Origin of the sequence: Clavibacter sp. VKM Ac-2873 (assembly GCF_015351075.1) — a bacterium.
In the GTDB taxonomy this organism is placed as follows: domain Bacteria; phylum Actinomycetota; class Actinomycetes; order Actinomycetales; family Microbacteriaceae; genus Clavibacter.
In genome coordinates this window covers 281857-303387 of sequence record NZ_JADKRS010000001.1, presented here as the reverse complement: position 1 = coordinate 303387, position 21531 = coordinate 281857, and the positions used below count along the sequence as shown (strand labels likewise).

Sequence of the window (21531 nt, the reverse complement as noted above, 5' to 3'; positions counted from 1 at the left end):
GGCGACGCCCGGCCGTGGTGCGTCAGCGACGGGGGCGCGGGCGGCGCAGCGCCGTGAACCGCAGGCGGCTGAGCGCGCGCTGCTCCGGCAGGCTCCAGCCGAAGCGCACCGCGAGGAGCCGCGTCGTGGCCGTGACGGCGACGCACACGATGGCCGCGACCCACATGGGCACGCCGAACGCCGCGAGCACGACGACGATGACGGCGCCCACGCCCGCGGCGACCGCGTAGAGCGAGCCGACGTGCATCATCGCGATGGGCAGGTTGAGCAGGAGGTCGCGCACGAACGAGCCGCCCACCGCCGAGACGACGCCGATGAAGACGGCGGGCACCCCCGGCACCCCGGCCGCCAGCGCCTTCGACGTGCCGATGGCGCAGAACAGGCCGATGGTGAGCGCGTCGAGGGCGGTGATGACGACGTCGAGGCGGGTGAAGATCCGCTCGAGGAGCATGCCGCCGAGGGCCGCGGCGACCGCGACGAGCATGAGCCAGTTGCTCGAGAGCGCCGCGGGCGTGACGTCGAGGAACACGTCCCGGAGGAGGCCGCCGCCGAGTCCCGTGGCCGTGCCGATGATGGCGACGCCGAGCAGGTCGAGCCGCCGGTCGCGGAAGCCCGCCGCGAACATGGCGCCCTGGAGGCTGCCGATGCTGACCGCCAGGAGGTCCGCCCAGAGCGGGATGGTGAGGGGGACGGGATCCATGGCCTCCCCTTGATAGCACAGGGCGGGTGCGGCGCCCGGCCGCGTGACGCCCGGCGGCCGGACGTCGGCACCGCGCGGCGGCGGGGGAGCGCGGGCGCGGGGCGGATAATCGAGGAGTGCCCCTCTACCGTGACGAGATCGTCGTCCTGCGCACCCACAAGCTGGGCGAGGCGGACCGGATCGTCACGATGCTCTCCCGGCAGCACGGCAAGATCCGCGCGGTGGCCAAGGGCGTGCGGCGCACGCAGTCGAAGTTCGGGGCCCGGCTCGAGCCGTTCATGGTCGCCGACGCGCAGTTCTTCGAGGGCCGGACGCTCGACATCATCACGCAGGCCGAGTCCATCGCCTCCTACGGCGCCCTCATCGCGTCCGACTACGGCAGCTACACGGCCGCCAGCGCCATGGTCGAGACGGCCGACCGCGTCACGGAGGACGAGGGCTCGCTGCAGCAGTACCTGCTGCTCGTCGGCGCGCTCCGCTCGCTCAGCCGACGGGAGCACGGCGCGAGCCTCACGCTCGACTCGTACCTGCTGCGGAGCCTGTCCATGGCCGGTTGGGCGCCGAGCTTCCAGGACTGCGCCGTGACGGGCGCCCCCGGACCGCACTCCGCGTTCGTCGTGCAGCTGGGCGGCGTGGTCGCGGACGCGGCCGCCCCGCCCGGATCGCCGCGGCTGGACCCCGACACCCTCGCACTCCTCTCCGCCCTCCTCACGGGCGACTGGCCGCACGCCGAGGCGGCGACGCTCCGCTCGCAGGCCCGCGCGAGCGGCGTCGTCGCGGCGTACGCGCAGTGGCACCTCGACCGGGGGATCCGCTCGCTCGGCCTCGTCGACCGCAGCGACGCGCGCCAGCTGCTGCCGGCGACCGAGCGGCCCGTGCCGCTCGACGCACCCGACGTCGACGGGGCCGGCCCGGATCCCGCCGCCGCCCTCGCCGCCGCGACCGCCGCCCTCGTCCGCGCGACGCCCCGCGCCGCGGATCCCGACCCGGACGCCCCGCACGCGATCCCCGCCGACCGCCCCCGAGCACAGGAGACGACCCCATGAGCCGACGCCCCGAGGTCCCCGGCCGCACCGACCTCCCGCTCGACTGGACGGGCGAGCAGCCGCCCGCGATCCCCTCCGACCTCGTGCCGAAGCACATCGCGGTCGTGATGGACGGCAACGGCCGCTGGGCGAACCAGCGCGGGCTGCCGCGCACCGCCGGGCACCAGGCGGGCGAGGAGGCGTGGTTCGACACCGTCGCGGGCGCCGTGCAGCTGGGCGCCACGCACCTGTCCGTCTACGCCTTCTCGACCGAGAATTGGAAGCGCTCGCCCGCCGAGGTGCGCTTCCTCATGGGCTTCAACCGCGACGTGATCCACCGCCGCCGCGACCAGCTGAACGCGTGGAACGTCCGCATCCGCTGGGCCGGCCGCCGCCCCCGCCTCTGGCGCAGCGTCATCGACGACCTGCGGGTCGCCGAGGAGATGACGAAGCACAACACCGGGATGACGCTCACGATGTGCATCAACTACGGCGGCCGGACGGAGATCGGCGACGCCGTCAAGCGCATCGCCGAGGACGTGGACGCGGGCCGGCTCAAGGCGTCGCGCGTCGACGAGCGCACGATCCAGCGCTACCTGTACCTGCCCGACGTGCCGGACGTCGACCTCTTCATCCGCAGCTCGGGCGAGCAGCGCACGAGCAACTTCCTGCTCTGGCAGTCCGCGTACGCCGAGATGGTGTTCCTCGACCGGCTCTGGCCCGACTTCCGGCGCAAGGACCTCTGGGACGCGGTCGAGAGCTACGTGCACCGCGACCGGAGGTTCGGCGGCGCCGTCGACGCGCACGCGGGGGACGCCGACGAGGGATCCGCGGAGGATCCGGACGCCCCGCAGGCAGGCGACCCGGAGGCGGGCGACCCGGAGGCGGGCGACCCGGAGCGCGGCGCTCAGTAGCATCGGTCGGGTGAGCACCCCCGACACCGCCCCCGCCGCCCCGTCCGCCGCCGCCGCCGACGCCCCCATCCGCGTGGGGATCGTCGGCTACGGCCTCGCCGGCCGCGTGTTCCACGCCCCGTTCCTCGCGGCGAGCCCCGAGTACCGGATCGCCCTCGTCGCGACCTCCGACCCGGACCGCGCCGCCCAGGTGCGCGAGCGCCACCCCGGCGCCGACGTCGTGGCGTCCGCCGACGAGCTGTTCGCGCGCTCCGCCGAGCTCGACATGGTGGTGATCGCGTCGCCCGCCTCCGCGCACCTCCGCCAGGGCCTCCAGGCGCTCGACGCGCACCTGGCCGTCGTGATGGACAAGCCGTTCGTCGCGACCGTCGACGAGGCGCTCATGCTCATCGAGCGCGCCGAGGCGCTCGGCGTGCCGTTCTCCGTCTTCCAGAACCGCCGCTTCGACGGCGACTTCCTCACCGTGAAGGCGCTCGTCGCGTCGGGCCGGCTGGGCGAGATCCACCGCTTCGAGTCGACGTTCGAGCGCTGGGGCGGGCCCGTGCGCGACCGCTGGCAGGACCGCGAGACGCCGGCGGATGCCGCGGGGATCTCGTACGACCTCGGCAGCCACCTGATCGACCAGGCGCTGGAGCTGTTCGGTCCCGTCGCCGACTTCGCCGCCGAGCTCGCCACCGTGCGCGAGGGATCCGCGAGCGACGACGACGCCTTCTACTCGCTCCTGCACGAGTCGGGCGTGCAGTCCCACATCACCGTCAGCCGCGTCGCCGCGCTGGCCGGTCCCCGCTTCCGCGTGCTCGGCACCGCGGGCGCCTACGCCGTGCACGGGCTGGACCCGCAGGAGCCGCTGCTCAAGGCGGGCGCGGCGCCGACCGACGCCGGCTTCGGCGAGGCGCCCGAGTCCGAATGGGGCACGCTCGTCGAGGCCGCGGGCGATCCGGCGGGCGAGCGCCTGCCCACCGAGCGCGGCCGCTACGCCGACTTCTACTCCGCGATGGCCGACGCCGTGCGCGGCCGCGGGCCCGTGCCCGTCGCGCCGCGCGACTCCCTGGAGACCGTCCGCATCGTCGAGCTCGCGCACCGGCGCACCGCGGGCGACGAGGACTGAGCGAGCCGCGCCCGTAGACTGGGGGCCGCCTTTCCCGGCGACGCCGGCATCCCGCCGGCCGGTCGCCGTCCGCCGACCGGGCACCCAGTCCGGCCCCACCTAGGAGCAAACGTGGCAACCCCCTCGCGTCTCGACCCCGTCATCAACCTCGCCAAGCGGCGCGGGTTCGTCTTCCAGGCGGGTGAGATCTACGGCGGCTCCCGCTCCGCGTGGGACTACGGGCCGCTCGGCGTGGCGCTCAAGGAGAACATCAAGCGCCAGTGGTGGCAGACCATGGTCAACGGCCGCGACGACGTCGTCGGCCTCGACTCCTCGGTGATCCTGCCCCGCCGCGTGTGGGAGGCCTCCGGGCACGTCGAGGTCTTCAGCGACCCGCTGGTGGAGTCCCTGCACACGCACAAGCGCTACCGGGCCGACCACCTCCTCGAGGCGTACGAGGCGAAGCACGGGCACCCGCCCGTGAACGGCCTCGCGGACGTAAAGGACCCCGACACCGGCCAGCCCGGATCCTGGACCGAGCCGCAGAACTTCTCCGGGCTCCTCAAGACGTTCCTCGGCCCGGTCGACAACCAGGAGGGCCTGCACTACCTCCGCCCCGAGACCGCGCAGGGCATCTTCGTCAACTTCGCGAACGTCCTGAGCGCCGCGCGCCAGAAGCCGCCGTTCGGGATCGGCCAGATCGGCAAGAGCTTCCGCAACGAGATCACGCCGCAGAACTGGATCTTCCGCACGCGCGAGTTCGAGCAGATGGAGATGGAGTTCTTCGTCGAGCCCGGCACGGACGCCGAGTGGCACCAGTACTGGATCGACGCCCGCTACGCCTGGTACACCGACCTCGGCATCGACCCCGAGAACCTCCGCCTCTTCGAGCACCCGCAGGAGAAGCTCTCGCACTACTCGACCCGCACGGTCGACATCGAGTACCGCTTCGGCTTCGCCGGCGGCGCGTGGGGCGAGCTCGAGGGCATCGCGAACCGCACCGACTACGACCTGCGCACGCACTCCGAGGCGTCCGGCCAGGACCTCTCGTACTTCGACCAGACGAAGAACGAGCGCTGGATCCCGTACGTCATCGAGCCCGCGGCCGGCCTCACCCGGTCGATGATGGCGTTCCTCGTCGACGCGTACCACGAGGACGAGGCGCCCAACGCGAAGGGCGGCGTCGACAAGCGCACTGTCCTCCGCCTCGACCGCCGGCTCGCGCCCGTGAAGGTCGCCGTGCTGCCGCTGTCCCGCAACGAGAAGCTGTCGCCGGTGGCCCGGGAGCTCGCGGCCGAGCTGCGCAAGGTCTGGAACATCGAGTTCGACGACGCGGGCGCCATCGGCCGCCGCTACCGCCGCCAGGACGAGATCGGCACGCCGTTCTGCGTGACGATCGACTTCGACACGCTCGACGACCAGGCGGTCACGGTGCGCGAGCGCGACACCATGGCGCAGGAGCGCATCCCGCTCGACGAGCTCATGGGGTACCTGGCCGGGCAGCTCATCGGCGCCTGAGCACCTCCGCCGCCCGGCCGATCCGCCGTCCCGGCCCGCCTCGCGCGGGTCAGGGGCGGCGGATCGTCAGTTCGTCCGTGATGTCGCCGACGGTGGCGCCGAGCGCGGCCACGAGAGCATCCGCGTCCACGAGCGCCGAGACGCCGTGCTCGCCGCCGCCCATGCCGATGCGCCGCCCGGCGATCCGCTCGTCCGCGTAGACGGGCAGGTCGCCGTCTGCGCCGAGCGGCGTGATGGTGCCGCGCGCGTACCCCGTCGCCTCGAGCGCGACCTCGGGCGCGGGCATCGAGAGCTTGTTGACGCCCACGATGGCACGCAGCTTCGCCCAGCTGATCTGCCGGTCGCCCGGCACGAGCGCGATCAGCAGCGCGCCGTCGTGCCGCTTCACCACGAGGGACTTCACGAGGTGCGATGGCGGGATCCCGAGCCCGCGCGCGGCCTCCTCGAGGGATCCGGCGTCCGGTCGGTCGACGACCTCGACGGGGAGGCCGAGTCGCGCGGCGTGGGCGAGCACCCGGTCGCGGCCGCGGGCCGCGGGCTCGTCGGATGCGGGCGGGACGGGGGAGGGGGAGCTGTCGGCCATGCTCGGGCAACACCGCGGGAATGCCCGGCCTTCCCGACCGGTTGCCCACCCGTGACCGACTCCACCGCCCCCGCCCTGCCCGCCATCCGCGTCGACGTCTGGTCGGACATCGCCTGCCCGTGGTGCTACGTGGGCAAGCGGCGGTTCGAGCGCGGCGCCCGCGACTTCCAGGCCCGCACCCCCGGTGCCCCGGAGATCGAGGTCACCTACCGGTCCTTCGAGCTCGCCCCCGACACCCCGGTCGACTTCCAGGGCACCGAGGTCGACTTCCTCGCGGGCCACAAGGGCATCCCGGCCGACCGCGTCGCGACGATGCTCGAGGACATGACCCGGCTCGCCGCCGCCGAGGGCCTCGCCTACGACTACGACGCGCTGCAGCACACCAACACGGTCCTCGCGCACGAGCTGCTGCACCTGGCGCGCGTGCGCGGCGTGCAGCTCGACATGGTGGAGCGGCTGCTGAAGGCCTACTTCACCGAGGGCCGCCACGTGGGCCGGGTGCCCGACCTCGTCGACCTCGCGGTCGAGGTGGGCCTCGACGGCGACGAGGTGCGCGAGGCGCTCGAGTCGCACCGGCACCTCGACGACGTGCGCGCCGACCAGGCGCAGGCCGTGGCCTACGGGATCCAGGGCGTGCCCTTCTTCGTGATCGACGAGCGCTTCGGCATCTCCGGCGCGCAGGACCCGACGGTGTTCGCCTCGGCGCTCGGCGAGGCCCTCGCCGCGCGCGACGGCGACACGGTCCGCGTCGTCGCGGGCGAGGAGGCGACCCGATGAGCGCCGTGCCCGCCACCGGCGCGCTGCCCGTCGCCGCGAGTCCCTTCACCATGCTCGGTGCCGCGGATGCGGCCGCCTGCGAGGGCGACGCCTGCCTCGTGCCCGGGGCCGCCCCGGCGGACACGGCGACCGCGGACGACGCGTCCCCCGCCGCCGACCTCGCCCGCGTCCGCGACGCGATCGACGCCGGACAGGCCATCTGACCGGCCCTCCCCAGGCATCCGTCGCCTGACATCCCCGGGGATCGCGCCCCGCGTCCGCCGCCCGCCGTCCCGTCTGGGAGAATCGAGCCGTCATGTCCTCTCCGACCCTCGCCCCTGTCCCGTCCGCGGCGGACGCGCCCGACGCCCCGGCGCCCGCCGCCGAACCGGCCCTCCGCATCGGCGGCATCCCGCTCGACGTCCCCGTGGTGCTCGCGCCCATGGCCGGCATCACCAACACGGCCTTCCGGCGCCTGTGCCGCGAGTTCGGCGCCGGCCTCTACGTCAGCGAGATGATCACGAGCCGCGCCCTCGTCGAGCGCACGCCCGAGTCGATGCGGCTCATCACGCACCACCCGTCGGAGAAGGTGCGCTCCATCCAGCTCTACGGGGTCGATCCGAAGACCGTGCGCGAGGCCGTCACCATGCTCGTCGCCGAGGACCGCGCCGACCACATCGACCTGAACTTCGGCTGCCCCGTCCCGAAGGTCACGCGCAAGGGCGGGGGAGCCGCGCTGCCCTGGAAGCTGGGGCTCTTCACCGACATCGTCGAGGGCGCGGTGAAGGCCGCGGGCGACATCCCGCTCACGGTCAAGATGCGCAAGGGCATCGACGCCGACCACCTCACCTACCTCGAGGCCGGCCGCGCCGCCGAGGGCGCGGGCGTCGCGTCCATCGCGCTGCACGCGCGCACGGCGAGCGACTACTACAGCGGCCACGCCGACTGGTCGGCCATCGCGAAGCTCAAGCAGGCCATCGCCAGCGTGCCCGTCCTCGGCAACGGCGACATCTGGGCCGCGGAGGACGCCATCCGGATGATGGACGAGACCGGGGCGGACGGCGTGGTCGTCGGCCGCGGCTGCCTCGGCCGCCCCTGGCTCTTCGGCGACCTGGCCGCCGCCTTCCACGCGCGCGCCGCCGGGCTCGACCCGTCGGACACGCCCCGGGCGCACCCGTCGCAGGGCCAGGTCGCCGACACCTTCCGCCGCCACGTCGAGCTCCTCGCGGAGTTCTTCGAGAGCGAGGAGCGCGGCTGCCGCGACGCGCGCAAGCACGTCGCCTGGTACTTCAAGGGCTACCCCGTGGGCGGCGACCTGCGCGCCGCGCTCGCCTCGGCGTCCTCGCTGGAGGAGATCGACGGCCTGCTCGCCACGCTCGACCGCGACCAGCCTTACCCGGGCGCGGGCGCGGAGGGCGCGCGCGGCCGCCAGGGCAGCATGAAGCGCACGGCGCTGCCGGACCGCTGGCTCGAGAGCCGCGACATCGACGCACAGGATGCGATGGACATCGCGGACGGGGAGATCCACAACAGTGGCGGCTGAGGGCACGACGACGAGGTCCACGTACAGCGAGACCGACGCCGAGCGCTGGTATCCCGAGCAGCACTCCTCCCGCCGCAGCGACTTCGCGCGCGACCGCGCCCGGCTCCTGCACTCCAGCGCGCTCCGCCGCCTGGCGGCCAAGACGCAGGTGCTCAGCCCCATGGCCGGGCTCGACTTCGCGCGCAACCGCCTCACCCACTCCCTCGAGGTGGCGCAGGTCGGCCGGGAGCTCGCCTCGAGCCTCGACCTGGATCCCGACGTGGTCGACACCGCGTGCCTCGCGCACGACATCGGCCACCCGCCCTTCGGCCACAACGGCGAGCGGGCCCTCAACGACTGGGCGTCCGACATCGGCGGCTTCGAGGGCAACGCGCAGACGCTGCGCCTGCTCACCCGGCTCGAGCCCAAGGTCATCGGCCCGGAGGGACGGCCGTACGGGCTCAACCTCACGCGCGCCAGCCTCGACGCGAGCTGCAAGTACCCGTGGCCGAGCTCCCAGTCCGTGCCCGACCCGTCGGGCCGCGGCAAGTTCGGGTTCTACGACGACGACGTGGCCGCGTTCGCGTGGCTGCGCGAGGGCGCGCCCACGGGCCGCCGCTGCATCGAGGCCGAGGTCATGGACCTCAGCGACGACATCGCGTACTCCGTGCACGACTTCGAGGACGCCATCGTGGGCGGCTACGTCGACGTCCGCGCGCTCGGCGCCCGCGTCGACCACGAGGAGCTCGTCGACTCGATGGTCGCGTGGATCGGCGGGGCGCACTCGCACGAGGAGCTCATCCAGGCGTTCGACCGCCTCGACTCCCTCGACGTCTGGGTCGACGAGTACGACGGCGGCCGCGGTGCCCAGGCGGCGCTCAAGGACCTCACCAGCCAGCTCATCGGCCGGTTCGCGGGCGCCGCGACGCAGCTCACGCGGGCCACGCACACCGACCGCAGCCTCATCCGCTTCGGCGCGCACGTCGTCGTGCCCCGCGCCATCCAGGCGGAGATCGCCGTGCTCAAGGGCATCGTCGCCGCGTTCGTCATGTCGAAGAACACGCGCCAGCCCATCTACGCGCGCCAGCGCGAGGTGCTGGCGGGCCTCGCCGACGCGCTGCACGCGCGCGGGGCCGACGAGCTCGACCCGGGCTTCGCGGGCGACTGGCGAGAGGCCGCCGACGACCATGCGCGCAAGCGGGTCATCGTCGACCAGGTCGCCAGCCTCACCGACCAGTCGGCCATCTCCTGGTACGAGCGCCTGTGCGCCAGACCCGTCTTCTGACGCCCGTGCGGCACGGTCCGGGGCCCCGGGGGCGCCGGCGACGCCGGCCGTAGGATGAGCCAATGGCCCTGATCCGCAAGAGCGACATCGACGAGGTCCGCTCCCGGGTCAACCTGGGCGACGTGGTGGGGGAGTACGTCACCCTCAAGTCCGCCGGCGTCGGATCCCTGAAGGGCCTCTGCCCCTTCCACGACGAGCGCACGCCGAGCTTCCACGTGCGGTCGCAGGTCGGCTTCTACCACTGCTTCGGCTGCGGCGAGGGCGGCGACGTCTACACGTTCCTGCAGCGCATGGACCACGTGGCCTTCGCCGAGGCCGTCGAGCGCATGGCGCAGCGCATCGGCTACCAGCTGCACTACGAGGACGGCCAGGCCGCCACCGACCAGGGCAACCGCTCCCGGCTCCTCGGGGCGAACGAGGCGGCCGCGGAGTTCTTCGTCGAGCAGCTCGGATCCGAGGAGGCTGAGATCGGCCGCACCTTCCTCGGGGAGCGCGGCTTCGACCAGGGCGCGGCGCAGCGCTTCGGCGTGGGCTTCGCGCCGCAGAGCTGGGACGCGCTGTCCTCGCACCTGAAGGCGAAGGGCTACACGGAGGCCGAGCTCGTCACCGCCGGGCTCCTCAGCCAGGGCGACCGCGGCGCCTACGACCGGTTCCGCGGACGCCTGGTGTGGCCGATCCGCGACCTCACCGGGGCCACCGTCGGCTTCGGCGCGCGCCGCCTCCGCGAGGACGACAAGGGTCCCAAGTACCTCAACACCCCGGAGACGCCCGTGTACCACAAGAGCTCCGTGCTCTACGGGCTCGACCTCGCGAAGCGCGACGTGAGCCGCGGCCGCCAGGTGGTCGTGGTCGAGGGCTACACCGACGTCATGGCGTGCCACCTGGCGGGCGTCACCACGGCCGTCGCCACGTGCGGCACGTCGTTCGGCGTCGACCACATCAAGGTCCTCCGCCGCGTGCTCGGCGACGACAGCGGCCTCGGCGAGGTCGTCTTCACGTTCGATCCCGACGCGGCCGGGCAGAAGGCCGCCATGCGCGCGTTCTCCGAGGAGCGCCGCTTCGCCGCGCAGACGTACGTGGCCGTCGGGCCCGAGGGGCTCGATCCGTGCGACCTCCGCCTCACGCGCGGCGACGACGCGGTGCGCCGCATGATCCAGGGCAAGAAGCCCATGTTCGAGTTCGCGATCAAGCAGATCCTCGCGGACCACGACCTCGACACCGTCGAGGGCCGGGTCGCCGCGCTGCGCGCCGCCGCGCCCGTGGTCGCGGACATCCGCGACCCGTCGCTGCGCCCCGGCTACGCGCGCGAGCTCGCGGGATGGCTCGGCATGGACCTCACCGAGGTCGGCCGCGCCGTCCAGACCGCCGGCCGCAGCATGCCCGCCGACGGCGCCGACCGCTCGGGCGGTTCGCCGCAGGGCCGCCACGCGCAGGGCGGGCACGGCCCGGACGACGACGGCGCCCTCGACGCGTCCCGCTCCATGTCGCTCATGGACCTGCCGACCGACCTCGCGACGCGCCTCGAGCGCGATGCCCTCATGGCGATGCTGCAGCACCCCGAGCTCGTCGGGAACGACCTCGTGATGCGCGCCGCCCAGGTCGCCTTCGTCAACGAGAGCCTCGCCGTGGTGCGGGACGGCGTGATCGCGAGCATGGAGGCGCTCGGCGGCGCCGACTGGCTGTCGCGCGTCGCCCTCGAGGTGCCGGAGTCGTTCGCGACGCTCGTCAAGCAGCTCGGCGTCGCGCCGCTGCCGAACCGCGGCGACGCCGACAAGCTCGCCGTGTACGTGAAGGGCGTCACGGCGGAGCTGGTCGGGCGCGACCTGCTGCGCCGCAAGGCCGACCTCATCGGGCGCCTGCAGCGTACGGACGCGACCCACGAACGCGAGCGCTACCAGGAGATCCAGCGCGAGCTCATGCAGGTCGAGGCCGAGCGCCGAGCGCTCCGCGAATGACGCCGGCGCCCTCCGCGCGGTGCGCGACACGGGCCCGGACATCGCGCGGTGCCCATGTTTCATTCGTGTGAAGAAGCGCCTCCGCGCGTCCCCGGGGTCCGGGCTGCTGTTTCCCGTGTGTTAGAAATCATTCACAGCACAGCGTCCGTGTCGTCGTCGATGCGCGGGCGCGAATCCCCTTCATGAAAGAGGCACTCGGAACATGACGTCCGCATTCCCCCGGCGCTCACGCGTCCTGCTCGCCGCAGCCGGATTCTCCGCCGCGGCCCTCGTCCTCGCCGGCTGCTCCGGCGGATCCGGCGACCCGCTCGCCGAGGACGGCGCGTCCGGCGGCGGGTCCATCGTCGTCGGCACGACCGACAAGGTCATCTCGCTCGACCCGGCCGGCTCCTACGACAACGGCTCGTTCGCGGTGCAGAACCAGGTCTACCCGTTCCTGTTCAACAGCCCGTACGGCAGCCCGGACGTCGAGCCCGACCTCGCCGTCTCCGGCGAGTACACGTCGCCGAACGACTTCACCGTGAAGCTCAAGCCCGACCTGAAGTTCGCGAACGGCCACGCGCTCACCGCGAGCGACGTCAAGTTCACGTTCGACCGCATCGCGACCATCGCGGCCAACGGCGCCGACAACGGCAACGGCCCGTCGTCGCTCCTCGCCAACGTCGAGTCGGTCGCGGCGCCCGACGACACCACCGTCGTCTTCACGCTGAAGACCGCGAACGACCAGACGTTCGAGCAGGTGCTCTCCAGCCCCGCCGGCCCCATCGTCGACGAGGAGGTCTTCCCGGCCGACAAGCTCGCCGACCCGGCCGACATCGTCTCGGCGAACGCCTTCGCGGGCCAGTACGTGATCACCGACTTCCAGCTCAACCAGCTCGTCGCCTACGCGCCGAACGCCGACTACCAGGGCGTCCTTCCGAAGGCCGCGAACGGCGGCGTGACCGCGCGCTACTACGCGGACGAGACCACGATGAAGCTCGCCGTGCAGAACGGCGAGATCGACGTCGCGGGCCGCTCCCTCGGCGCGACCGACATCGCGGACCTCAAGAAGGACGACTCGGTCCAGGTCATCGACGGCCCCGGCGGCGAGATCCGCTACATCACGTTCAACCTCAACACCCAGCCCTTCGGCACGACGACGGGTCAGGCCGACGCGGCCAAGGCCCTCGCGGTGCGGAAGGCGGCCGCCGACCTCGTCGACCGCGAGGAGCTGTCGACCCAGGTCTACAACGGCACCTACACGCCGCTCTACTCCTACGTGGCCGACGGCCTCTCCGGCGCCAACGAGGCGCTCAAGGGCCTCTACGGCGACGGGAACGGCGGGCCGGACGCGGACAAGGCCGCGAAGGCCCTCTCCGACGCCGGCGTGCAGACGCCCGTCGCGCTGCAGCTCCAGTTCAACCCGGACCACTACGGCGCCGGCTCGGACGACGAGTACGCGCTCATCAAGCAGCAGCTCGAGGCGACCGGCCTGTTCCAGGTCAACCTGCAGTCCACGATCTGGGACCAGTACAGCAAGGCCCGCGTCAACGACGAGTACCCGGCGTACCAGCTCGGCTGGTTCCCGGACTACTCGGACGCGGACAACTACCTGACGCCGTTCTTCTCCCCGCAGTCCTTCGTGAAGAACCACTACGAGAACCCCACCGTGACGGACCTCATCACGCAGCAGCTGTCGGAGGCCGACTCCACGAAGCGCGCCGAGATCATCGGCCAGATCCAGGACGACGTCGCCGCCGACCTGCCGACCCTGCCCCTGCTCCAGGGCTCGCAGGTCGCGGTGGCCGGCAAGGACGTGAAGGGCGTGACGCTCGACGCGTCCTTCAAGTTCCGCTACGCCCCGATCAGCAAGGGCTGAGCGATCCGACGGGAGGGCGGTCGATAGGCTGACGCCCTCCCCGATGGGGCGTCCCGCTGCGGCGGGACGCCCCACTCCTGTGTCACCGCGGTGGCGCAGACGCCCGCTCCGCCCCGTTCCTCCGACGACCCGAAAGGCCCATCCGCCGTGACCGTCATCCCGGACGCCGTACCCGCGTCCGCGCCCCCCGGGGCGCAGCCCAAGGCCCGGAAGCAGGGGATCGGGCTCGGCCAGTACATCCTCATCCGCGCCGTGCTCATCATCCCGACCGTGTTCATCCTGGTGACGCTGGTCTTCTTCCTCATGCGCATCGTGGGCGACCCGATCTCCGCCGCCGTGGGCGACCGCCTCACCCCGGAGCAGCTGCAGGAGCGCCTCGCGACCGCCGGCTTCGACCGGCCGCTCATCGTCCAGTACCTCGAGTACCTCGGCCAGATCGCGACGGGGAACTTCGGCCGTTCGCTCACCGACAACCGGCTCATCAGCGAGGTGCTGCTGCAGTACGGCTCGGCCACGTTCGAGCTCGTCATCTACTCGCTCATCGTCGCGTTCCTCATCGGCATCCCGCTCGGCCTCGTCGCCGCCTACTTCAAGGACCGCACGCCCGACGCCGTGCTGCGGATCCTCGCGATCCTCGCGTACGCCACGCCCGTCTTCTTCGCGGGCCTCCTGCTGAAGCTCGTCTTCTCGGTCTGGCTCGGGATCCTGCCGCTGTCCGGCCGTGCGGACACCCGCGTCGAGGTCGCCCTCGGCCGGCTGGAGAACCCGACCGGCATCTACCTGATCGACGCCCTCCGCCTCGGCAGCCCCACCGCCGTGGGCGACGTGCTCGAGCACGCGGTGCTGCCGGCGCTCGCCCTGGGGCTCCTGACCGCGGGCATCTTCCTGCGGCTCGTGCGCACCAACGTGATCTCCACGCTCGGCACCGAGTACGTGGACGCGGCGCGCTCACGCGGTGTCGGCGAGTTCCGGCTCACCACCCGGCACGCCCTGAAGCCCGCGCTCATCCCGATCATCACCGTGGTGGGCCTGCAGATCGCCGTCATGCTGGGCGGCGCGGTGCTCACCGAGACCACGTTCGAGTGGCGGGGCCTCGGCTTCCAGCTCGCGCAGTACCTGGCGGCGCGCGACTTCGTGGCCGTGCAGGGCATCGTGGCCCTGCTGGCCGTGATCGTCGCGGTCACCAACTTCATCGTCGACGTCGTCGCGGCGCTCATCGACCCGCGAGTGAGGTACTGACATGACCGACACCACCCCCGCCACGGCGCCCGTCCCCCCGCGCCGCTCCCTCCTCCAGCGCCTGCCCCTCATCTCGCACGTGCGGCAGAGCGTGGGCCTCCAGCGCGGCATGCTCGTCGCCGGCATGGTCATCACGGGGATCTTCATCCTGCTGGCGGCCCTCGCACCGCTCATCGCCCCGTTCGGCTTCGACCAGGACCGGGACGCCCAGGGCTCCTTCGTCCGCCAGGCCGCCCCCGACGCCGCGCACATCTGGGGCACCACGGTCGGCGGGTACGACGTGTTCTCCCGGGTCGTCTGGGGCACGCAGACCGCGCTGTCGGTCGTGGTGATCGCCGTGGTCCTGTCGCTGTTCGCCGGCGTGCTGCTCGGCGTCGTCTCCGGCTACCTCGGCGGCTGGCTCGACCGGATCCTCGTGGTCATCGCCGACGCCATCTACCCGTTCCCGACGCTGCTGCTCGCGATCGTCGTGAGCATCGTGCTCACCGGCGGGCAGTCGAGCCTGTGGGGCGGCATCCTCGCCGCGGCCGTGAGCATCACGGTCGTCTACATCCCGCAGTACTTCCGGGTCATCCGCGCCGAGGTCGTGCGGCTGAAGGCGGAGGCGTTCGTCGAGAGCGCCAAGGTCATCGGCACGTCGACGCCACGGATCATGTTCGTGCACGTGCTGCGCAACTCCACCCGCACGCTGCCGCTCATCCTCACGCTCAACGCGTCGGAGGCCATCCTCACGCTCGCGGGCCTCGGCTTCCTCGGCTTCGGCATCTCGCCGACGTCGGCGGCCGAGTGGGGCTACGACCTCAACCGCGCGCTCGCGGACACCGCGAGCGGCGTGTGGTGGACGGGCGTCTTCCCCGGCGTCGCCATCGTGCTCCTGGTCCTCGGGCTCACGCTCGTGGGCGAGAGCGTGAACGACATCTCCGACCCCAAGCTGCGCGCCCGCAAGCGCGCCGACAAGAAGAAGGTGTCCGCATGAGCGACGTCGTCTCGATCCGCGACCTCGGGGTGACCTTCGCGACCGACGGCGGCGACGTCCGCGCGGTCGACGGGGTGTCCCTCACGGTGTCGCCCGGCGAGATCCTCGCCATCGTGGGGGAGTCGGGGTCGGGGAAGTCCGTCACCGCCCGCACGATCCTCGGCCTCCTGCCCGACACCGCCGTCACCGACGGCGCCGTCCTCCTCAGCGACCGGAAGGGGGCGGGCGCGGTCGACGTGCTCTCGATCTCCGCCGACGCGCTGCGCCGGGCGCGCGGCCGCGACGTCGCGATGGTGTTCCAGGAGCCGTCCACGGCGCTGAACCCCGTGCACACGGTGGGGTGGCAGATCGTCGAGGGCCTCCGCGCGCACGGCCGCGTCTCGAAGAAGGAGGGCCGCGCGAAGGCGATCGACATCCTCCGCCGCGTGGGCATCCCCGACCCCGAGACCCGCGTCGACCACTACCCGCACCAGTTCTCCGGCGGGCAGAAGCAGCGCGTCGTCATCGCGATGGCGCTCGTGCTGGATCCCGGGCTCATCGTCGCCGACGAGCCGACCACCGCGCTCGACGTCACGGTGCAGGCCGAGATCCTCGACCTGCTGCGGCGATGCCGCGACGAGTTCGGCGCCGCGGTGATCCTCATCACGCACAACATGGGCGTCGTGGCCGACCTCGCCGACCGCGTGGCGGTCATGTACCGCTCGCGGCTCGTGGAGCAGGCCGACGTGGCCACGCTCTTCGCCTCGCCGAAGGAGGAGTACACGCGCAACCTGCTGGCCTCCGTCCCGAAGCTCGGCGAGGGCGTCGCCGCGACCGTGGAGCGCGCCGCGGTGCGCACCCGGGCGCGTGCGGCATCCGACGTCGAGGCGGCACCCGTCGTCGTGGCGCGCGGCCTCGAGATCGAGTACCCGGGCCGGCTGGGCTCACCCGCCTTCCGTGCCGTGAAGGGCGTCGACCTGCGCATCGAGGCGGGCGAGGTCCTCGGGCTGGTGGGGGAGTCGGGCTCCGGCAAGACCACCATCGGCCGTGCCATCGCGGGGCTCACCAACGTGACCGGCGGGTCGCTGCGGGTGCTCGGCACGGAGATGCTGGGCGTCCGCGAGCGCGACTTCCGCACGCTCCGCGCCGACATCGGGTTCGTCTTCCAGGACCCGGCGACGAGCTTCAACCCGCGCCTCACGATCGCCGAGTGCGTCGCCGAGCCGCTCATCGTGCACGGCCGCGCGAAGTCGCCGCAGGCCGCCCGCGGCCGCGTGGACGAGCTGCTCGAGGCCGTCCAGCTGCCGAAGGCGTTCGGCGACCGGTACCCGCACGAGCTCTCGGGCGGGCAACGCCAGCGCGCGAGCCTCGCCCGCGGACTCGCGCTCGAGCCGTCGCTGCTGGTGGCCGACGAGCCCACGAGCGCGCTCGACGTGTCGGTGCAGGCGCGCGTGCTGGAGCTCTTCGCCGAGCTGCAGCGCGAGCTCGGGTTCGCGGCGCTGTTCATCAGCCACGACCTCGCCGTCGTCGACCTGCTCGCGGACCGCATCGCCGTGCTGTACCGCGGCGAGCTCGTGGAGGAGGGGACGGGCGCCGATGTGCTCGGGAACCCGCAGCACCCGTACACGCAGCGCCTGCTGGCGTCGCTCCCCGTGCCGGATCCGGCCGAGCAGGCCGAGCGCCGGGCCCGGCTGCACGCGCTCCGGGCCGCCGAGGAGCCGGCCGGGTAGGCGGCTCCGAGCATCTCCCGGCCGACGCCGGGCATGATGGGTCGGAACCCGCATCCCTCGTGCGGCCGGTCACGCCGGCCGGCCGCGCGACCACGCCGAGGACGGAGCAGCGCATGACGCACACCCCCCGAGACGCCGACGGGGACGGCGGACCCCTCGAGCCCGTGCTCGACGCCCGCGACCTACGGCTGGCGTACCCCGCCCGGCGCGGTGCCGAGACGCCGCCGGCCGCGGACGGGATCACGCTGCGCATCATGCCGGGCGAGGTGCTCGGCGTGGTCGGCGCGAGCGGTTCGGGCAAGTCGTCCCTCGCGCGCGTCCTGGCGGGTCTCGTCCCGTCGGGCGACGAGGGCGCGGCCGTGCCGCGGATCACGGGCGGCGACGCCTCCGTCCTCGGCCAGGGGCTCCGCCGCATGGGCCGCCGCGCGCGCATCCGCACCACCTACGGCATCGGCTACGTGCCCCAGGACGCCGGCACCACGCTGCACCCGCAGCTCACCGCGAGCGAGGCCATCGCGGAGCCGATCTTCTCGCGCGACCGCCGGTTCGACAGCCAGGTGGCCGCACGCCGCGTCGTCACCCTGCTCACGGCGCTCGACCTGCCGCCCGGCACCCAGGACCGCTACCCGCACGAGCTCTCGAGCGGTCAGCGCCAGCGCGTCGCCCTCGCCCGCGCGCTCGTGCTCGGGCCGCGCCTGCTCATCGCCGACGAGCCGACCTCGGGCGTCGACGTCATGAGCCGCGTCGCCGTGCTCGACCTGCTGCGCGACCTGCAGTCCCGCGGCGGGTTCTCCGCCCTCGTGGTCAGCCACGACCTCGCCGTCGTCGAGCGCCTCACCGACCGCCTCGCGGTGCTGCACCGCGGCACGCTGGTCGGCTACGGCGCGATCGACGACGTGCTCGCGGATCCCACGCACCCGTACGTGCGGGGGCTCGCGGAGTCCCGCACGGCGGCGGGGCCCGCTGCCGACGCGACCGACCCCGATCCCGACGCGGGCGTCGTGCTCCGATCGCCCGAACCGCCCGCCCGCATCCCGCACCCCCGGAGGCCCCTCGCATGACCGACACCAGCGCATCCGCGTCCCGCCGCGTCCACCGCGCGGTCGACGGCGCGACCCCGCACCGCCTCACGGGCGACGCGCGCCCCACGCCCGGACCCATCGCGATGCTGCCGCGCACGGAGGACGCCTACCTCGAGGCCGTCCGCGAGGCCGGCGGCGAGGTCGCCGAGCTCTCGGAGGAGACCCGCGGCATCGTCTGGCTCTCCATCCGCCGCGCCGCCGAGCTCACCGACACGCTCGCCGCCCACCCGCAGGTCCAGTGGGTGCAGCTGCCGTTCGCGGGCGTCGACGCCTTCGCCGACACGCTCCGGGAGTGCGACCGACCCGACCTCGTCTGGACGAGCGCGAAGGGCGCCTACTCCGAGCCGGTCGCCGAGCACGCCCTCGCGCTCACCCTCGCGACCCTCAGGCAGCTGCCGGAGCGCGCCCGGGCGACCTCCTGGGGATCCTCCGCGGGCCTCTCGCTGTACCGCTCCGAGGTCGTCGTGGTCGGCGCGGGCGGCATCGCGCTGGAGTACATCCGGCTGCTCGCGCCGTTCGACTGCTCCGTGACGGTCGTCCGCCGCAGCGGCGATCCGGTGGAGGGCGCCGACCGCACCGTCACGGCCGAGCGGCTCGACGAGGTGCTCGCGGGCGCCGACGTCGTGATGCTCGCCGCGGCCAGCACCGACGACACCGCCGGGCTCATCGGCGCCGCGCAGCTCGCGGCCATGAAGGACACGGCCGTCCTCGTCAACATCGCCCGCGGCGCGCTCGTCGATCCCGACGCGCTGCTCGATGCCCTCCGCTCGGGCACGCTCCACGGCGCCGGCCTCGACGTCACGTCGCCCGAGCCGCTGCCCGACGGCCACCCGCTGTTCTCCGAGCCGCGCTGCATCGTCACGCCGCACACCGCCGACACCCCGGACATGGTGCGGCCCCTGCTGGCCGAGCGGATCCGCCGGAACACCGAGGCGTTCCTCGGGACCGGCGACTTCGTCGGCATCGTCGAGCCGACGTCGGGCTACTGACGCCCGCCGCGTCGCCCGCCTCCTCGCCGGCCCGGCGGCCCGCCCCGCGGCGCGCGGGCCCCGTAGGGTGGACGGCGTGATGACGCCCGAGGAAGCCGCCGTGCCCGAGGTCTCGATGTGGGCGGGCGGCTACACCGCAGACGGCGGCGGATCCGGCGTCGGCATCACGGCCCTCGCGGTCGACCCCATCACGGGCGACCTCGCGGTCATCGGCACCGCGATCGAGACGCCGTCGCCCTCCTTCCTCCTCGCGCACGGCGACATGGTCTACGCGGTGGGGGAGGCGGCCGATCGGGTGGAGGCCTTCCGCCGCGGCCCCGGCGGCTCGCTCCAGTGGGCGGGCGGGCGGCCGAGCGGGGGATCCGGGCCCTGCCACCTGCACATCGTGGACGACCTGCTCCTCACCTCGCACTACGGCGACGGGACGATCGCCGTCCACCACATCGCGCACGACGGCACCCTCGGCGAGGCCGTGCAGCTGCTCGCCTCCGAGGGATCCGGCCCCCGCCCGCAGCAGGACGGCCCGCACGCGCACGCCACGCTCCACGTCGGCGGCGGCATCGTCCTCAGCGCCGACCTCGGGACCGACACCGTCCACGTCCATGCCCTCCGCGCGGGTCGGCTCGACCGCATCGGCGCGCTCGCCCTGCCGCCCGGCACCGGGCCGCGGCACATGGCCCTCCTCGCGTCGGGCCGGGTGCTCCTCGTGGGCGAGCTCGACGGCACGCTGCACGCCCTCGAGGGCCAGGACGTCTCCTGGCGCGTCGTGTCGTCCACCGCGTGCGCGGCAGAGCCCGACGCGCGCGACTCCGCCGCGGAGGTACGGGTGTCCGCCGACGAGCGCCTCGCCTACGTCGGCCTCCGCGGCTCCGAGCGGATCGCGGTGGTCGGCATCGCCGAGGACGGCGCGCTCGCCCCGGTCGCCGCGTTCGACTGCGGCGGCGAGATGCCCCGCCACCACGTGCTCGTCGAGGACCGGCTGCTCGTCGCGAACCAGGGATCCAGCACGGTCGCCGCGTTCCGGCTCGACCCGGCGACCGGGCTCCCCACCGCGTCGCCCGCGGTGATCGCCGTGCCGAGCCCGACGTACCTGCTGCCCGTCGAGTAGCCGGTCGGGCGCCTCAGCGCAGCAGCAGGGGAGCGGCCGCCCGGATCTCCTCCTCGACCCCGAGTCCGCGCCAGCCGGCGGCTGTGAACGCCCGGCCGTCGACCCCGTTGCGGTCCATCAGGGCGAAGCCGACCGCGCGGATCCCCGAGTAGGCGACGAGCACGGGGCGGAGGGGATCCCCGACGAGGCGCACGATGCGCTCGCGCCGGGCCTCGAGGACGGGCAACGTGTCGGCGGGGCCGTCGGCCGCGCGGGGGAGGATCGCCACCGCCACCGGGTCGTCCGCCGGCGCCTCGCGGGAGCGCAGGTCCTCGTCGAGCAGCGGCCACAGCCGATCCGCGTCGTTCGGACGCGCGACCACGACCTGGAACATGCCCATGGCCCGACGCTACCGGGCGCAGGCACGGACCAGCGGGCACATGCCAGCGGGCACGGACCAGCGGGCAAAGGAAAAGGCCCCGCGGGTGGAGCCGCGAGGCCTTCGCTCCCCGAGTTGGACTCGAACCAACAACCTGCCGGTTAACAGCCGGCTGCTCTGCCAATTGAGCTATCGAGGATCACGTGGAGCAACCTGGAAAGCGTAGCAAAGAATTCGGGTCGCTCCGCTCACCGGGCACGACGCCCGGGCGCGTCCTCAGTCCTCGAGGTGGTCGCGCCCCGGCAGCCACGACTGCCCGGGCACGCCCCAGCCGCTCTTCCGGATGATCTTCGCCACGGGCTTCACGTGCTCGTGCTCGAGCCGGTCGGTGTACAGCAGGCCGTCGAGGTGGTCGAACTCGTGCTGCAGGATGCGCGCGAACCAGCCGGCCGCCTCGATCTCGAAGGGCCGTCCGTCGAGGTCGACCGCGCGGAGGATCGCCCGGTCGGCGCGGACCAGCGGGAAGCGCTCGCCCGGGAACGACAGGCAGCCCTCCTCCTCGGTGTCCTCGTCCGCCTCCCGCACGGCGACGGGCGTGATGAAGAGGTCCGGGTTCACGGCGACGCCCCGCAGCGGCTCGCCCTCGTCGGTCTCGTAGGAGTACACGAACACGCGCAGCGGGACGCCCACCTGGGGAGCCGCGAGGCCCACGCCCGGCGCCTCGTCCATGGTCTCGAACATGTCCGCCACGAGGGTGCGCAGGTCGTCGTCGAACACCTCCACCGCGCGGGCCGGGGCGTGCAGGACGGGGTCTCCGGTGATCCGGATGGGGAGGACGGCCATGCTGCCGATGATAGGCGGGCCGCC

At 73.4% G+C, this 21531-nt stretch carries 19 protein-coding genes, 1 tRNA gene and 1 pseudogene; 16 read left to right on the top strand and 5 right to left on the bottom strand.

Annotated elements, in window-relative coordinates; genetic code table 11:
• Positions 1–22: 22 nt before the first annotated feature.
• Positions 23–700 (bottom strand): trimeric intracellular cation channel family protein, encoded by a 678-nt coding sequence (locus ITJ44_RS01430; RefSeq protein ID WP_104294084.1) that lies wholly within the window; start codon positions 698–700, stop codon positions 23–25.
• A 116-nt stretch (positions 701–816) separates the two neighbouring features.
• Here ITJ44_RS01430 and recO point away from each other — a divergent pair.
• The 4 genes and pseudogenes from recO to ITJ44_RS01410 form a co-directional block, all read left to right on the top strand.
• Positions 817–1530 (top strand): annotated as a pseudogene (recO, locus tag ITJ44_RS01425) (DNA repair protein RecO); the annotation flags it as partial.
• A 212-nt stretch (positions 1531–1742) separates the two neighbouring features.
• The gene (locus ITJ44_RS01420) at positions 1743–2639 is read left to right on the top strand and encodes an isoprenyl transferase (protein ID WP_228494456.1); all 897 of its coding nucleotides are present in this window, start codon (positions 1743–1745) and stop codon (positions 2637–2639) included.
• A gap of 10 nt (positions 2640–2649) precedes the next feature.
• Positions 2650–3747: a Gfo/Idh/MocA family oxidoreductase gene (locus tag ITJ44_RS01415; protein ID WP_194633008.1), complete on the top strand. Its 1098-nt coding sequence runs from the start codon at positions 2650–2652 to the stop codon at positions 3745–3747.
• 111 nt (positions 3748–3858) lie between these two features.
• A complete protein-coding gene (locus tag ITJ44_RS01410) occupies positions 3859–5244 on the top strand; it encodes a glycine--tRNA ligase (protein WP_194633007.1) in 1386 nt (461 codons plus the stop codon).
• A gap of 49 nt (positions 5245–5293) precedes the next feature.
• Here the strand turns inward: ITJ44_RS01410 and ITJ44_RS01405 are convergent, their stop codons facing one another.
• Positions 5294–5827, bottom strand: coding sequence for an aminoacyl-tRNA deacylase (locus ITJ44_RS01405; RefSeq protein WP_194633006.1), 534 nt, complete (start codon positions 5825–5827; stop codon positions 5294–5296).
• Between the two features lie 51 nt (positions 5828–5878).
• Between ITJ44_RS01405 and ITJ44_RS01400 the strand changes: the two genes are divergently transcribed.
• From ITJ44_RS01400 to ITJ44_RS01345, 12 genes are all read left to right on the top strand, one after another.
• Positions 5879–6604 (top strand): DsbA family oxidoreductase, encoded by a 726-nt coding sequence (locus ITJ44_RS01400; RefSeq protein WP_194633005.1) that lies wholly within the window; start codon positions 5879–5881, stop codon positions 6602–6604.
• Complete coding sequence (locus tag ITJ44_RS01395; protein ID WP_194633004.1) at positions 6601–6807, top strand: hypothetical protein; 207 nt, start codon at positions 6601–6603, stop codon at positions 6805–6807. Before ITJ44_RS01400 ends, ITJ44_RS01395 begins: the two co-directional genes overlap by 4 nt.
• Positions 6808–6899: 92 nt before the next feature.
• The gene (gene dusB / locus ITJ44_RS01390) at positions 6900–8126 is read left to right on the top strand and encodes a tRNA dihydrouridine synthase DusB (RefSeq protein WP_194633003.1); all 1227 of its coding nucleotides are present in this window, start codon (positions 6900–6902) and stop codon (positions 8124–8126) included.
• Complete coding sequence (locus ITJ44_RS01385) at positions 8116–9390, top strand: deoxyguanosinetriphosphate triphosphohydrolase (protein WP_194633002.1); 1275 nt, start codon at positions 8116–8118, stop codon at positions 9388–9390. Before dusB ends, ITJ44_RS01385 begins: the two co-directional genes overlap by 11 nt.
• A gap of 62 nt (positions 9391–9452) precedes the next feature.
• Positions 9453–11345 carry a DNA primase gene (dnaG, locus tag ITJ44_RS01380; protein ID WP_194633001.1) on the top strand — a complete coding sequence of 631 codons (1893 nt, stop codon included), beginning with the start codon at positions 9453–9455 and terminating at the stop codon, positions 11343–11345.
• A 202-nt stretch (positions 11346–11547) separates the two neighbouring features.
• Positions 11548–13203, top strand: a complete 1656-nt coding sequence (locus ITJ44_RS01375; protein WP_194633000.1) for an ABC transporter substrate-binding protein — start codon at positions 11548–11550, stop codon at positions 13201–13203.
• 156 nt (positions 13204–13359) lie between these two features.
• The gene (locus ITJ44_RS01370) at positions 13360–14442 is read left to right on the top strand and encodes an ABC transporter permease (RefSeq protein WP_370551637.1); all 1083 of its coding nucleotides are present in this window, start codon (positions 13360–13362) and stop codon (positions 14440–14442) included.
• Between the two features lies 1 nt (position 14443).
• The gene (locus ITJ44_RS01365; RefSeq protein WP_194632998.1) at positions 14444–15418 is read left to right on the top strand and encodes an ABC transporter permease; all 975 of its coding nucleotides are present in this window, start codon (positions 14444–14446) and stop codon (positions 15416–15418) included.
• Positions 15415–17127: an ABC transporter ATP-binding protein gene (locus tag ITJ44_RS01360; RefSeq protein ID WP_194632997.1), complete on the top strand. Its 1713-nt coding sequence runs from the start codon at positions 15415–15417 to the stop codon at positions 17125–17127. The genes ITJ44_RS01365 and ITJ44_RS01360 overlap by 4 nt, the downstream gene beginning before the upstream one ends.
• A 113-nt stretch (positions 17128–17240) precedes the next feature.
• Positions 17241–18188 carry an ATP-binding cassette domain-containing protein gene (locus ITJ44_RS01355; RefSeq protein WP_194632996.1) on the top strand — a complete coding sequence of 316 codons (948 nt, stop codon included), beginning with the start codon at positions 17241–17243 and terminating at the stop codon, positions 18186–18188.
• A 104-nt stretch (positions 18189–18292) separates the two neighbouring features.
• Positions 18293–19198 carry a D-isomer specific 2-hydroxyacid dehydrogenase family protein gene (locus ITJ44_RS01350; protein WP_194634005.1) on the top strand — a complete coding sequence of 302 codons (906 nt, stop codon included), beginning with the start codon at positions 18293–18295 and terminating at the stop codon, positions 19196–19198.
• A 79-nt stretch (positions 19199–19277) separates the two neighbouring features.
• A complete protein-coding gene (locus ITJ44_RS01345; protein WP_194634004.1) occupies positions 19278–20306 on the top strand; it encodes a beta-propeller fold lactonase family protein in 1029 nt (342 codons plus the stop codon).
• A gap of 13 nt (positions 20307–20319) precedes the next feature.
• Here the strand turns inward: ITJ44_RS01345 and ITJ44_RS01340 are convergent, their stop codons facing one another.
• From ITJ44_RS01340 to def, 3 genes are all read right to left on the bottom strand, one after another.
• The gene (locus ITJ44_RS01340; RefSeq protein WP_194632995.1) at positions 20320–20685 is read right to left on the bottom strand and encodes a hypothetical protein; all 366 of its coding nucleotides are present in this window, start codon (positions 20683–20685) and stop codon (positions 20320–20322) included.
• Between the two features lie 105 nt (positions 20686–20790).
• A tRNA-Asn gene (locus tag ITJ44_RS01335) sits at positions 20791–20863 on the bottom strand.
• Positions 20864–20940: 77 nt separating this feature from the next.
• Positions 20941–21507 carry a peptide deformylase gene (gene def, locus ITJ44_RS01330; RefSeq protein WP_194632994.1) on the bottom strand — a complete coding sequence of 189 codons (567 nt, stop codon included), beginning with the start codon at positions 21505–21507 and terminating at the stop codon, positions 20941–20943.
• Positions 21508–21531: the final 24 nt, after the last annotated feature.

Excerpts from the sequence above, each read along its gene's own strand:
- ITJ44_RS01430 (WP_104294084.1), bottom strand. The coding sequence starts at position 700 with ATGGATCCCGTCCCCCTCACCATCCCGCTCTGGGCGGACCTCCTGGCG.
- ITJ44_RS01420 (WP_228494456.1), top strand. The coding sequence starts at position 1,743 with ATGAGCCGACGCCCCGAGGTCCCCGGCCGCACCGACCTCCCGCTCGAC.
- ITJ44_RS01405 (WP_194633006.1), bottom strand. The coding sequence starts at position 5,827 with ATGGCCGACAGCTCCCCCTCCCCCGTCCCGCCCGCATCCGACGAGCCC.
- ITJ44_RS01395 (WP_194633004.1), top strand. The coding sequence starts at position 6,601 with ATGAGCGCCGTGCCCGCCACCGGCGCGCTGCCCGTCGCCGCGAGTCCC.
- dusB (WP_194633003.1), top strand. The coding sequence starts at position 6,900 with ATGTCCTCTCCGACCCTCGCCCCTGTCCCGTCCGCGGCGGACGCGCCC.
- dnaG (WP_194633001.1), top strand. The coding sequence starts at position 9,453 with ATGGCCCTGATCCGCAAGAGCGACATCGACGAGGTCCGCTCCCGGGTC.
- ITJ44_RS01375 (WP_194633000.1), top strand. The coding sequence starts at position 11,548 with ATGACGTCCGCATTCCCCCGGCGCTCACGCGTCCTGCTCGCCGCAGCC.
- ITJ44_RS01365 (WP_194632998.1), top strand. The coding sequence starts at position 14,444 with ATGACCGACACCACCCCCGCCACGGCGCCCGTCCCCCCGCGCCGCTCC.
- ITJ44_RS01360 (WP_194632997.1), top strand. The coding sequence starts at position 15,415 with ATGAGCGACGTCGTCTCGATCCGCGACCTCGGGGTGACCTTCGCGACC.
- ITJ44_RS01355 (WP_194632996.1), top strand. The coding sequence starts at position 17,241 with ATGACGCACACCCCCCGAGACGCCGACGGGGACGGCGGACCCCTCGAG.
- ITJ44_RS01350 (WP_194634005.1), top strand. The coding sequence starts at position 18,293 with ATGCTGCCGCGCACGGAGGACGCCTACCTCGAGGCCGTCCGCGAGGCC.
- ITJ44_RS01345 (WP_194634004.1), top strand. The coding sequence starts at position 19,278 with ATGACGCCCGAGGAAGCCGCCGTGCCCGAGGTCTCGATGTGGGCGGGC.
- ITJ44_RS01340 (WP_194632995.1), bottom strand. The coding sequence starts at position 20,685 with ATGGGCATGTTCCAGGTCGTGGTCGCGCGTCCGAACGACGCGGATCGG.
- def (WP_194632994.1), bottom strand. The coding sequence starts at position 21,507 with ATGGCCGTCCTCCCCATCCGGATCACCGGAGACCCCGTCCTGCACGCC.